This is a genomic window from Columbia Basin potato purple top phytoplasma, assembly GCF_028595955.1.
Taxonomy (GTDB): Bacteria; Bacillota_I; Bacilli_A; order Acholeplasmatales; family Acholeplasmataceae; genus Phytoplasma.
On sequence record NZ_JANHJP010000001.1, the window covers coordinates 19511 to 32600 of the forward strand.

The 13090-nt window shown below is 21.4% G+C and carries 11 protein-coding genes; all 11 read right to left on the reverse strand.

Translation table 11 applies throughout. The features are described from left to right. Positions 1–70 precede the first annotated feature (70 nt). The 11 genes from rsmA to tilS all read right to left on the reverse strand — a co-directional run bounded on the left by rsmA (position 71) and on the right by tilS (position 13057). Positions 71–925 (reverse strand): 16S rRNA (adenine(1518)-N(6)/adenine(1519)-N(6))-dimethyltransferase RsmA, encoded by an 855-nt coding sequence (gene rsmA / locus M8044_RS00090; RefSeq protein WP_273585038.1) that lies wholly within the window; start codon positions 923–925, stop codon positions 71–73. Further along, complete coding sequence (locus M8044_RS00095) at positions 918–2189, reverse strand: HD domain-containing protein (RefSeq protein ID WP_273585039.1); 1272 nt, start codon at positions 2187–2189, stop codon at positions 918–920. Before M8044_RS00095 ends, rsmA begins: the two co-directional genes overlap by 8 nt. 111 nt (positions 2190–2300) lie before the next feature. After that, positions 2301–2888: a phosphate propanoyltransferase gene (gene pduL, locus M8044_RS00100; protein ID WP_273585040.1), complete on the reverse strand. Its 588-nt coding sequence runs from the start codon at positions 2886–2888 to the stop codon at positions 2301–2303. Positions 2889–3062: 174 nt separating this feature from the next. Next, positions 3063–4727: an AAA family ATPase gene (locus tag M8044_RS00105; RefSeq protein ID WP_273585041.1), complete on the reverse strand. Its 1665-nt coding sequence runs from the start codon at positions 4725–4727 to the stop codon at positions 3063–3065. Next, positions 4724–5587: a 5'-3' exonuclease gene (locus M8044_RS00110; RefSeq protein ID WP_273585042.1), complete on the reverse strand. Its 864-nt coding sequence runs from the start codon at positions 5585–5587 to the stop codon at positions 4724–4726. Before M8044_RS00110 ends, M8044_RS00105 begins: the two co-directional genes overlap by 4 nt. 52 nt (positions 5588–5639) lie before the next feature. Further along, positions 5640–6989 (reverse strand): signal recognition particle protein, encoded by a 1350-nt coding sequence (gene ffh / locus M8044_RS00115; protein WP_273585043.1) that lies wholly within the window; start codon positions 6987–6989, stop codon positions 5640–5642. A gap of 23 nt (positions 6990–7012) precedes the next feature. Continuing rightward, a complete protein-coding gene (gene ftsY / locus M8044_RS00120) occupies positions 7013–7987 on the reverse strand; it encodes a signal recognition particle-docking protein FtsY (RefSeq protein WP_273585044.1) in 975 nt (324 codons plus the stop codon). 64 nt (positions 7988–8051) lie between these two features. Continuing rightward, positions 8052–10007 (reverse strand): type I DNA topoisomerase, encoded by a 1956-nt coding sequence (gene topA, locus M8044_RS00125; protein ID WP_273585045.1) that lies wholly within the window; start codon positions 10005–10007, stop codon positions 8052–8054. Between the two features lie 56 nt (positions 10008–10063). Further along, a complete protein-coding gene (gene ylqF / locus M8044_RS00130; protein ID WP_273585046.1) occupies positions 10064–10918 on the reverse strand; it encodes a ribosome biogenesis GTPase YlqF in 855 nt (284 codons plus the stop codon). Between the two features lie 29 nt (positions 10919–10947). After that, positions 10948–11691 carry a hypothetical protein gene (locus tag M8044_RS00135; RefSeq protein ID WP_273585047.1) on the reverse strand — a complete coding sequence of 248 codons (744 nt, stop codon included), beginning with the start codon at positions 11689–11691 and terminating at the stop codon, positions 10948–10950. 94 nt (positions 11692–11785) lie between these two features. Next, entirely contained in the window at positions 11786–13057 is a 1272-nt protein-coding gene (tilS, locus tag M8044_RS00140; RefSeq protein WP_273585048.1) for a tRNA lysidine(34) synthetase TilS, read from the reverse strand. Positions 13058–13090: the final 33 nt, after the last annotated feature.

Below are 13090 nucleotides of genomic sequence, written 5' to 3' on the forward strand. Positions count from 1 at the left end.
TATTTGAATTAAAAATCATTAATTTTAATTACTATAAATTATATTAACATAATTATTAAAAAATATAATTTTAATTTGTTTTTTCTTTATTTATTATATTTATTTTGTTTAAATTAAAAAAATAAAAAAAAAGAGAAGTTATTTCTTTGAATTTGTCAATATCTATTTCTTCTGCTCTAATATTTAATGAAATGTTATTTTTTTGAAAAAACATTGAAATTTCTTTCTTACAAATATGAAAATTTTGACTTAAATTATTGATTAAAAATTTTCTTTTTTGTTTAAAAGCCGCTTTAATAAAGGGATAAAACATTTTTTCCAAAAATATTTTATCTTTTTCATCTAATTCAAATTTATCAAATTTTAAAACAATACCATCTACTTTAGGTTGAGGGAAAAACATATTTTTTTTTATTATTTTAATTTTAGTCACACGAGTTAAAGATTTTATAAAAACACTTAAAGCATTATAATTTTTGTTTTTTTCGTTGGATAAAATCCTTAATCCTACTTCTTTTTGGATCATAATAGTAAAAGTTTTTATTTGAGGCAAAAATAAAATTTTAAATAAAAGAGGAGTCGTGATATAATAAGGCAAATTACCTATCAAAACTATTTCTTCTTTAGGGAAGTATTTTTCAAAATCTGCTTCTAAATTACGTGATAAAAAATTATCATAAATAATATTAATTTTTGGATTATTCTCAAAATTTAAAAAAAATTTTAAATCTTGATCAATTTCATAAGCTAAAATTTTTTTAGCTTTATTTAATATCAAACGAGTTAAAACACCTTTGCCTGGTCCAATTTCTACAACATTTTTATTTTCTATATCAGCTGCTTTAACGATCATTTTTAATAAATTAATATCATTTAAAAAATTTTGTCCGTATTTTTTTTTGAATATATGTTTGTTTTTATTCATTTTTATATTTTCTATAAAAAAATTTTGAATCTGTTTTTTGTAAATTTTTATCTTGCAAACGTCTACTTAATAAATTAATGATGGGGGATTCCTTGCTTAAAGTAGTAGTGTTTTGTTGTTTAAAATCTTTGTAAATTAGAATATTATCGCCAATATTATTTTTATTTTCTTTATAAATAATCGATGTAATTTTTTTATCATCATAAGTATAATAATTTACTTCATCGATTTTATAATGATTTTTAATTTCTTGAATTTTTTGTTGATTTTCTTTGTTAATATCTAAATAAGACCAAATGTTACGATTTAAAAAATCATTGCATAAATTAATTAAAATATTATCTTTTTCTGTTTTTAAATAAAAAATTAAAACATGCATATAGAAATCATCAATATTTAAATAATTATAAATATCATCAGGTTTATTTATAAATTTTTCTAAAATCGAAATAACATCTGAACATTGAAATTTATATTTGTTTTTAAATAAAAAATCAATTCTTTTAAAAATTTGTTCTAAAATAACTGAAAAACCTATTACTTTAGTATGATAATACACTCTGCAATACATATGATAACGATTGATTAAGTAATTTTCTATAGAAGTTATACTGCTTTTTTTAAAAACGATGTTGTTGTTTTTTTTATCTATTTCCATACTTCTGATTAAAAGATCAGAATCAATATATCCATAACTTACTCCTGTAAAAAAGGCATCTCTTCTTAAATAATCTAAACGATCAAAATCTAATTGACTAGATAAAAGTTGTTCAATTAATTTAAATTTACCTTCTTTGTTTATGATAGAAGCAACATCATTTTTAAAATTAAGATCTATTTTATTTAAAATATTATTGATTTCCTTGTGTTCCAAAATTATTTTGGCACTTTGTTTTTCGTGGTTTGTTTTAAAAATAATTTCAAAAGTATGAGAATAAGAACCATGTCCTATATCATGTAATAAAGCTGAAGTTAATAAAAGCATTTTAGTTCTATGGTCAAATATATTTATCAAAATATTATTATTTATTTCTAAAAATCTTCTAGCTAATTCATAAACCCCTAAACTATGATTAAAACGTGATTGTTCGGCGCAACCAAAAATCATATGTACAAAACTTAATTGTTTTATTCTTCTTAGTCTTTGCATAGGACTAGTATCAATTAATTTTTTTAAAAAAAGATAATTGATGTATATATATCCATAAATAGAATCACTAAAAACTTCAGGTTTTTTTAATTCTTCTGGTTTATTATAATTCATAAATATTATTTAACATTTCAATAAAATTTCTTTCCAAAGATTCATTTTATTATATATTACTTTATTTTTTTGAAATTATAAAAAATTTAGATTTTTAATAATAAATAATAATTAAATTATTTTAGGATTAATTAATTTTGCTTTATCACCTGTTTTTAATAAAAAAGCACTAGCATCATCAGTATCTAAATGACATTCTAAAGAAAAATTTTTATCTACACGACATAAAACATTACCCAAAATACCTGATTTAATTCCGTCGATTTCAATATTTACTACTTGTTTATCAAAAACATTAAATTCATTAGCTTCTTCTAATGAAAAATGAATATGTCTATCAGCAATAATCACTCCTTCTTTAATTTCAACTTTGCCTTTCGGCCCTATTAAAGTAGCTGAAGCTGAATTTTTAATATCACCTGAAGATCTCACAGGAGCTTCAAATTTACATCTTAAATTATCACTTTGGCTTATTTCTATTTGATCTAAATTTCTAACTGGACCTAAAATGCGAACATTTTTTAAAATTTGTCCTGATGAACTCATGATATCAATTTTTTCTTCAGAAGCATATTGTCCTTTTTGTTTTAAATCTTTGAAAAAAGTTAATTTATAATTTGGAGTTCCAAATAAAATATCTAATGTTTTTTGAGATAAATGTGCATGTCTACCCGAAATTCCTAATGTTATTAATTTCATAAATTTAATTATCCTTTTTTGATTATTTGATTCTTCATTTATATACATTTAAAATGCAATTTATTATTTATAAATTTAAATTTGAAATTGTTATATTTAAATGATTATTTAAATATTATATAAATAATATAACACAAATATACTTTAAAAGTGACTTTTTTTATTTTTTATGAATTAGGAGGAGGTTTTTTTATTTAATATAGATTCAAAACTGTTTTTGTCTAATTTAAAATATTCACATTTTTTATCATTCAATTTTAGTTCATTAAAGTCTTTTTTATTCATTTTATTTTGTGTTTTTAATTTTCTTTTTAATTCTTGGAATATTTGTTTATATTCTTCTTCTGTACCATATTTTTCCATAATATGTTTAGCTATTATATATGAATTGTTAATAATATTATTTATTTCTTCTGTCTGGCGACCTTCTGATATAATATTTTCTGTTATAATTTTTGTCTTGTCAGAGTTTAATTTAAAACACATACCTAATTCTTGAACCATACGGTTCGCTAATGCTCTAGCTTTTTTTAAATCATCTGAAGAACCAGAACTAATATTATTTGATCGGAATATTGCTTCTGCTGCCCTTCCTCCTAATAAAATAATAATACGCTCAATTAGGTCACTTTGAGTTGGCAAAATTATTTCATTTTTAGAATTAGATATTGTGTAACCACCTATTTGTCCTTTAGATTCTACGTTAATGCGATTTACTTCTATACCTAAAGCTTTAGTTACTAAAGCATGACCTAATTCATGTTCAATAATTTTGTCTTTATCTTCTTCAGATTGTTCTTTTTCGTTTTGAACTCCCATTTGTATTGTGTCAAAAGCATTATATAAATCGTCTATTTGTATATTTTCCTTATCAGGAGCTAATTTAATTGTTTCTTTTATTAAAGAATTTATATCTGAGGTAGTTAAAAAAGCGCTTGATAAAGTGTTTAATAGTCCTTGATCATCTTTTTCTAAAAGTTTATTTATTGTTTTGAATTTAATTTTGTTTTTACTTAAGAAAAATTTAATAAGTTGTTGTATTTCTTTTTTATTCGGATGCCCTAAATAAATTTTTTTACCTAAGCGACCTTCTCTAATTAAAGCATTATCTAATAGTTCTTCTCTATTGGTAGAACCGAACACAATACCATATGGCTCATTATTAGAGTTAAATCCATCTATTTCACTTAATAGAGCATTTAATGTGTTTTCCGATTCAATATTAGCAGAATTTCCATCAGAACTTCTTTTTCTACCTATCGAATCTATTTCATCAATAAAAATAAAAAAATATTTTTTCTTTTCTTTATTAGCTTCTTTTTTAGCAGTTTCAAAAAGACTTCTAATACGCAAAGCACCTACTCCTACATATTTTTCCACTAAATCTGAACCATTAACAATAAAAAAAGGAGCATGTTTTTGAATAGAACCAGCTAAACATTTGGCTAAATAAGTTTTTCCTGTACCTGGCGGTCCATGCAACAAAAATCCTCTCGGAATATTTTCGCTTTGTTCTTTGATATTTTGAATTAATTTTTTTATATCATTTTTTACAGAATCAAAACCATGAAAATCATGCATTGTTAATATATTATTTTTAACTTTTTTATCTAATGCCCATTGCACGTTTGACTGATCATTTGAAAATAAATTTTTATTATTTTTTATTTGAATTACAAGTCCAAAAAATAGAATAATCATTAAAATATTTAAAATAATACTACTAATTTTTTGAACTAATGATAAAACATCTTTTTTATTTTGTTGGAAGAATATTTCAGGTTCTTTTTTTGGATTAAATTCTTTATTTGGTCTTGGAAATTGTGGTTCGAAATTCATAATTCAATATTGCCTTTTTTTAATTTATATTTTTCTAAAAAAGTTTTTAATAAAAATATATTTTTATTTTGAATTTTAGTTTGAGTATAATCAAAAGATAAAGGGACAAATTTGTTAATAGTTACTAAAACACGATTAAAAAAAATTTCTTTTTTAAATTGAATCAATTTAGTTCTTATTTTTGAATTGATTTGTTCTAAATTATTAAAAATGTTTTCTAAATTATTAAATTTATTTAATAATTTAGTAGCAGTTTTAGGCCCTATTGAAGGAACACCTTTAATATTATCCGAACTATCACCTGTTAAACTTTTAAAATCAATTATTTGATTTGCTTTTAAAAAAAATTCATTTTCTAACATTTGAGAATTATAATAAATAACTTTTGTCAAACCTTGTTTAATTAAACCAACTGTAATATTACAATTTATTAATTGAAGTAAATCTTTGTCACTAGATAAAATAAGAACAGAAATATTATTTTGACTTGCTTGATTAGCGATGGTACCAATAATATCATCTGCTTCATAACCATCTTGAGAATAATGATGGATCCCTGATAATGTTAAATATTCTTTTATTAAATAGATTTGATTAATTAAAGATTCTGGCGTTTTTAGACGACCTTTTTTATAATCTTCATAAAGTGTATGTTTTTGTGTTTTATGTTTAGAATCGAAAGCGACACAAATATGATTTTCGGTTTTTTCTAAAATTTTTTTAAACATATTTATAAAAACTATTAATGCGTTTATATCTTCGCCTTCATTGTTTTGCATTAATTTGACTTTTTTATAATAAGTAGCGTAATAAGCCCTAAAAACTAAAGAATTACCATCTACCAGAACTATTTTACGCATATTTTTTTTATATTTTGTCTCCGTAAATAAATGTTTATCAAAAAAATTATTTTTAATTTAAAAATTTATTTAATAAATCTTCAGGATTATTTAGTTCATTTGAATCTAAATTCCCTATTTGTTTAGATATTTGTTTTTGTTTTTGAATAAAAATTATTAAATTATTTATGTCACTCATTTGATTACCTGATCCTTTAATAATTCTTGTTCTTCTTCTGTTATTTTCTTCAATTAATTTAGGGTTTAATTTTTCTTCTTCGGTCATACTTTGTATAATAGATTTAAATTTTTTAATAATATCATTTTCTAAAAAAGGTATTTGTTTTATTTTAGAACTGATCCCTGGCATGAAATTTAATATTTTTTTAATAGATCCTATTTTGCTCAATAAATTAAGTTGTTTCATTAGATCATTATAATTATAATCATTTTCTAAAATTCTATTTAAAACCTGTTTATCTTGTTTTGTATTTATTTTTTCTTTTACATTTTCCATTAGAGTTAAAATATCGCCCATACCTAAAATTCTAGAAATCATACGTTCTGGATGGAAAATTTCAAAATTATCATCATTATGTTTTTCTGAAGAAGAAGTGAATTTGATAGGTAATTTAGTGACATATTTCATTGATAAAGCTGCCCCACCTTTAGCATCTGAATCCATTTTTGTTAAAATTATTCCTGTAGCTTGTATTTGTTGATGGAATTGTTTAGCTATATTAACAGCTTGTTGACCTAAAAGGGAATCAGCTACAATTAATATTTCTGAAGGATTATATTTGTGTTTAATATTTTGTATTTCTTCTATCATTTTAGGGTCAATAGTTAAACGTCCAGCTGTATCAATGATAACTACTTCAAAATTCTTTTGTTTAGCATATTTTATACCATTTTCAATAATATTTAAAGTTTTTTCATTTTCTTGAGAAAATACTTCAATATTAATGTTTTCTCCGATATATTTTAATTGTTCTATCGCTCCGAATCTATAAGTATCAGCAGCAATTAATAAAGTTTTTTTGTTAAGTTTCTTTTGTATAAAAAAAGATAATTTGCCGGCTGTTGTTGTTTTACCGCTTCCTTGTAAACCTATTAAAAGAATAATATTTAAATTTCTATTTAAATTTAAAGCGGTATTTTTGTGACCTAAAATAATTGTTAAAATATTTTTTATAATTTTGATAATTTGTTCTTGTGGTTTAATCCCTTTAAGAATTTCTTGTCCTAAAGTTTTTTGTTTTATTAATTCATTAAATTCAGTTATAACTTCGTAACTAACATCTGATTCTAATAAAGCTAAACGAATATCTTTCATTATTGCTTCAAAATCTTGTTCATTAATAAATTTTTTGCCTTTAATTTTGTTTATTATTTTAGAAAAACCATTACTTAAAAAACTCATTTTATTTCGTTTATAACCCCTTTCTAGTTATTATTAATTTCAAAATTATAATCAAATAAAGTATGGATATAATGATTAATATCGAATTCTATTAAATCATTAGCTTTTTCGCCAATACCTATATATTCAGTGGGCAAATTATAAATATGTTTTGTAGTTAAAATCAACCCCCCTTTACCTATTCCATCAAGTTTAGTCAAAATAATACCTGTTAAAGGGACTACTTGGTTAAATACTTCTATTTGTTTCAATCCGTTTTGTCCAGTCATAGCATCTAAAATTAGAAAAGTTTTATGAGGACCTTCAGGAAATATTTTACCAATAACTCTTTTAATTTTTTCTAATTCTTTCATTAAATTAACTTTATTTTCTAATCTTCCTGAAGTATCACATAAAATTATATCAAAATTATTATTGTTTGCGTAAGTTAAAGCTTCAAAAAATAGACTAGAAGGGGATATATGCCCTTTTTTATAAAAAACTTCGTTATTTGTTTTTTCTCCCCATATTTTTAATTGTTCTATAGCACCAGTTCTAAAAGTGTCTCCAGCAACTAATAAAATTTTTTTGCCTTTTGCTTTAAATTGGAAAGCTAATTTTCCAATAGTTGTTGTTTTGCCTACTCCATTTGCACCAACAAATAAAAAAACTTGTTTTTTGTGTTTTGAGGTATTTATATTTTTTTGTTCTATGCATTCATTGCCTTTTTGATAAAAAGAGATAAGTTCGTTTTTTATTAAAGTTAATAATTGTTTAGATTTTGAAATTTTTTTTTCTTGAATTTTTTGTTTGAATTGTTGAATCAAATAAGAAGAAGTTTTTACTCCTATATCTGATTTAATAAATAAAATTTCTAAATCATTTAATAAAGATAAATCAATATTTTCTTTTTGTAAAATAACTTGAACCCATTGATTAAAATTATATTCTAATTTTTGTATTCCTAATAAATTTTGTTTATTTTTTTTTTTTAAAATTTTTTTTATGAAATTAAACATAAATACACCTTTTTTTATATATTATTTTAAAGAAAGTTATTGAAACTTAAATTAATAATTTTGATTATTTGTTTTTGCTTTTACTTTTTTTTAAATTTATAATGTTTTTACATTTAGGAAAAACACTACAACCTAAAAAATCACCATATTTTCCTTTTCTTTGAACTAAAAAAGAACCACATAATTCACATTTTTCTTCAGTTAATAAAACATTTTTGTTTTGTTTTTTTAAATTTATAATGTTTTTACATTTAGGAAAAGCACTACAACCTAAAAAATCACCATATTTTCCTTTTCTTTGAACTAAAAAAGAACTACATAATTCACATTTTTCTTCAGTTATAATTGGTTTAGGTTTTTCTATTTTTTGTTGTGCTATTTCACAAAGTTCTTGAAATTTTTTATAAAAATTTTGTAATAAATCTAATTTATTTATTTTACCCAAAGAAATTTCATCTAATTTTTGTTCCATTTTAGCTGTATATTCGACATTTATTATTGAAGAAAAAAATTGATCTAAAGTGTTTTTAGTTAAAATACCTAATTCTGTGCAAACCATTTTTTTCTCTTCAACAACAATATAATATCTTTTTTTTAATATTTCGATAATTGAAGCATAAGTAGACGGTCTACCAATTTTGAAATTTTCTAATTCTTTAATTAAAGAAGCTTCTGTGTAACGAGAAGGTGGATTAGTCATTTTTTTTATTATTTGAATTTCTTTAGGTTTATATTCTTTATTTATTTCTAAAGGAGGTAACATAATTTTGTTAAATGGATTTTTGGATATTTTGTAATAACCTTCAAAAATCATTTCATTTGTTTCTGTTAAAAAAATATATTTATCTACTTCAAAGAATAATTGAGTTTTATTAATTATAGCTTCTGACATAAAACAAGATAAAGTGCGTTCATAAATTATACTATATAAAGCTAATTCATATTTATTAAGATATTGTTTTAAACTTTCAGGAGTTTTATTTATATCAGTAACTCTAATAGCTTCATGAGCATCACTAATATTTTTATTTTTTATATTTTTTGTTTTTTGTATATGACCTACATATTCAGAACCGTATTGATTTTGAATAAAATATTTAATTTTTTTTTCAAAATCAGAAGAAATTCTAACAGAGTCAGTTCTCATATAAGTAATTAAACCGACTCTTTCATTATTTATATCAATTCCTTCATAAAGTTTTTGAGCTGTTATCATTGTATTTTTAGCGCTTATAGAAAGATGTTGAAAAGTATATTGTTGTAGAGTGGACGTAATAAAAGGTTTAGGAGGTTTTTTTTTGGTTTTTGTATTTTTAATATTTTTTAATAAAAAATTTTTATCTTTGATTTTATTAAAAATTTCAAGCGCTTCTTTTTCTTTTATTTTATGATTTTCAGGTTTAATTATTAAATTGGATTGAAAATGTTCAAAATTTGCTTTAATTAAGTTATATTCTTCTGGAACGAATTTATTACGTTGTTCTTCTAATTCGACAATTAATTTTAAAGCAACTGATTGAACTCTACCTGCTGATTGAGATTTAATTTTTCTAATGATTCTAGATAATTTAAAACCAATAATTCTGTCTAACATTCTTCTAGTTTCTTGAGATTCTACTAATTTTTTATTAATGCTGCAAGGAGATTTGAATGCTTTTTGGACTACATCTTTAGTGATTTCGTTAAATAAAATTCTATTTTTATCTTTTTCATCTAATTTTAAAACTTGTGATAAGTGCCAAGCTATTGCTTCACCTTCTCTATCTGGATCAGTTGCCAAAAAAACTTTTTTGTTTTTAGTTTTTTGAATTAATTCTTTTACTATTTGTTTTTGTTTGTCTATTATTATATAATCCGGTTTAAAGTTATTTTTAATATCAATACCTAAACGTTCTACCCCTTTTAAAGATAAATCTCTAATATGTCCTTTAGAATGCAAAACTAAGATATCATCGCCGAGATAATTATTAATGGTTTTAGCTTTTGCAGGAGATTCCAAAATAATTACTTCTTTTTTCATAATATGAATCAACTTTCTTTTTTTAGATATATCTTTTTTTATTTTACTTTATGTATCTATAAAAAATCTTTAAAATTAAGATCATAATTAATTTTCGGCATTTTATTACTTTTAATTTTTTTAAAAATTATTGATAATAAGTTATTTTTTTGGTTAAGATCGTAATCATTTGAAGCAATATTAGGATACATTTTATTTATTAAAATTTGTAATAAATCATTTTTTTCTAATTCGAAATTATTTAAATTAAAAATTGTTTTTAAATTATCAGGATATTTTGTTTTTAAATATTTTAATAAATAATCTATAATTTCTTCTTTTATAAAAATATTTTCTTTTATACAACCACAAATAGTTAAAGAATAACCTATTTCTTTATATTTAAATTTAGGCCATAAAACACCTGGAGTATCTAGTAATTTCATATTATTATCTAAATTAATCCATTGCATTTTTTTTGTAATACCTGGCAAATTTGATGTTTTAGTAATTTTTTTACCTGCTAAACAATTAATTAAGGTTGATTTGCCTACGTTTGGTACTCCTATAATCATAAATTTTAAAAATTTTTTTACTTTTTGTTTTTTATAATTTAAAATTTCTTTAATTTTAGGATATATTTTATGAGTATTTATTTTGTTTTTGGCATCTATGTTTAGAGTATGAAATATTTTTTTTTTATGAAAAAAATTTAAAAAAAAACTATTTTGTTCTAAATCTGCAAGAGAACTTTTATTGAATAAAATTAAAAAAGGTTTATTGTTTAAATATTTTAAAAGTTCAAAATTCATACTTGAAAAAGGAATTCTTGCGTCTAAAATAATCAAAATACAATCTACGAATTTTAAATTTTTTTGAATATCTTTCAAAGTTTTAGACATATGGCCTGGAAACCATTGAATATTTATCATAAATTTAAAACCATTCTTTATTACTTTTATTATAAATTATTTTTTTTTGTTTTTAACTCTTTTTCTAATTCATTTAAAATATCATTTATATTTTGTGTTGGCGAGAAAATTTTTTTACTATAGATTTGATAAATTTCTTCTCCTATAATTAAAATAATTGTGCATCCAATCTTATCAAGAATTTTACTAAAAGCTATTTTAATAAAAAATTTTTTCGCCCAATGAAAAGGATTAAAACAATTTAAAGTATTAGATGCAAAATTTAATATTTTATTAGTTTTTTGATATTTTTTCAGATATTTTTTATCTATTAATTTTTGTTTTAAAACAAAAATCTGTCTTAAAGTCATTTTGCGAAAATAGAATATAATTTTTTTGTCAAATAAATTTTCTAATCTATCATGCAAATATTTTATTAAAGTTAAAATTTCTTCAATAGTAATTTCTAAATAAGGGAATGGCGAATTAGGATAAAAAATGGAAGAAGTTTCTAAAATTAAATTTTTACAATTATTTAACAAAGACGGAATATAATCGTCTGGATTATCTTTAATATCTTCCTGAAATATTTTTTGTTTTTCTTTTATTAATTTATTCATTTCTTCGTTAGATAATTTATTATTTTTAATATCTTTTATTTTATTTTTTTGCTTATTTAAGTTTTTTAAAACAGAATATAAATATAATAAACTAAATATTGCAAAACCAATGATTAAACCTGCAAAAAAAGCAGCAAATATTTGAAATTTTATTAACCAATCTGTAGATATCACAAAAAAAACTCCTTTAATATAGTTCTGAAAAATATTTCTTGTTTCTTTTTTTAAAAAATATTTCGAATTTAAAAATTATATTATATATATTTTGTTATTTTTCTTTTTTTAAACCAAAATAAAGATATTTTTTTTGACCGAGTGTAGAATTTAAATATAAATTTGGAATCCAAATAATAATATTTTGTTGATCAACAACTAACCAAATTTTATCTCTTTCCGTTAAAGGAATTTTCAAATTAATAAAAAATTTTTTTAATTTTTGTTTCCCAAAAGAAAATCTTAAAATATCGCCTGGTTGTCTTTTCCTTAAAAAAAAAGGAGGTTTAATATTGTTTGGATCATATAATATTTTTTGAATTAAACAACAAAAAGATAATAAATCTTTCTTATTTGAATAATATAACAAAGGTTTTAAAAATTTATTATTTTTTTCTTGTTTTCTTTGTTTTGTTTGCCAAAAAAATTTATTATATTGTTTTATAAATAACCATTCAGATGATAATGAATTCCAAGTTATATTAGATTTTTGATCATTTTGTAAACCTTTGATAATATTATTTATTAAATCAAAATTTTTATTAATTTTTTTTTCTTCTAATAAAAATAAAATGATATCTTTTTGAATAACAATATCTAATTTTAAAAAAGATTTTAAATTGAAACAAAAATTATTTTGTTTTTTTTCTAAAAAATCATGAGTTTGTTTTCTGATAAACATGTTTATTTCTGTCATTTGAAGATGAAATTTTTTAATATTTTTTAAAAAATTATTTATTTCTTTGAAACAAGGTATAATTTGATTTCTTATCTTATTTCTAGTATATATATTTAAATTATTAGTATAATCTTCTAAAAAAGTAATTTTTTTGTTAGAAGCATAAGATACAATTTCTTGTTTGGGAATATATAATAATGGTTTTAAAAAATAAAAACCATTATTAAAATATGATGTTTGCATTCCGCTATATCCTAAAATAGAACTACCACGAGCGATTTTGAATAAAATAGTTTCAGCTAAATCATCTAAATGATGTGCCGTGATTATATAATTGGTTTTATGTTTTAAAGCAATTTGTTTTAATTTTTCTTGTCTTAATAATCTAGCTTCATTTTGGAAATTTTTTTCTTTTATGTTTAATTCGAAATAATAAAAAGATATTTGTTTTGAACAACAATATTTTTCGATTAAAATTTTATCTTTTAAGGAGTCTTTTCTTTTTAAATGGTTAAAATTTACCACGATTAAATTATACTTGGAATTATATAAATAATCCAATAATACCATAGAATCCACACCACCACTTACAGATATGATATATGTATTTTTTTTATCGAATTTCAAACATAGAGAAGAAAAAATCATAATATTAGATCCTTTTTTAAGACTTAACAATTA

Excerpts from the sequence above, each read along its gene's own strand:
- topA (WP_273585045.1), bottom strand. The coding sequence starts at position 10,007 with ATGAAAAAAGAAGTAATTATTTTGGAATCTCCTGCAAAAGCTAAAACC.
- rsmA (WP_273585038.1), bottom strand. The coding sequence starts at position 925 with ATGAATAAAAACAAACATATATTCAAAAAAAAATACGGACAAAATTTT.
- M8044_RS00095 (WP_273585039.1), bottom strand. The coding sequence starts at position 2,189 with ATGAATTATAATAAACCAGAAGAATTAAAAAAACCTGAAGTTTTTAGT.
- M8044_RS00110 (WP_273585042.1), bottom strand. The coding sequence starts at position 5,587 with ATGCGTAAAATAGTTCTGGTAGATGGTAATTCTTTAGTTTTTAGGGCT.
- tilS (WP_273585048.1), bottom strand. The coding sequence starts at position 13,057 with ATGATTTTTTCTTCTCTATGTTTGAAATTCGATAAAAAAAATACATAT.
- pduL (WP_273585040.1), bottom strand. The coding sequence starts at position 2,888 with ATGAAATTAATAACATTAGGAATTTCGGGTAGACATGCACATTTATCT.
- M8044_RS00105 (WP_273585041.1), bottom strand. The coding sequence starts at position 4,727 with ATGAATTTCGAACCACAATTTCCAAGACCAAATAAAGAATTTAATCCA.
- ftsY (WP_273585044.1), bottom strand. The coding sequence starts at position 7,987 with ATGTTTAATTTCATAAAAAAAATTTTAAAAAAAAAAAATAAACAAAAT.
- ffh (WP_273585043.1), bottom strand. The coding sequence starts at position 6,989 with ATGAGTTTTTTAAGTAATGGTTTTTCTAAAATAATAAACAAAATTAAA.
- ylqF (WP_273585046.1), bottom strand. The coding sequence starts at position 10,918 with ATGATAAATATTCAATGGTTTCCAGGCCATATGTCTAAAACTTTGAAA.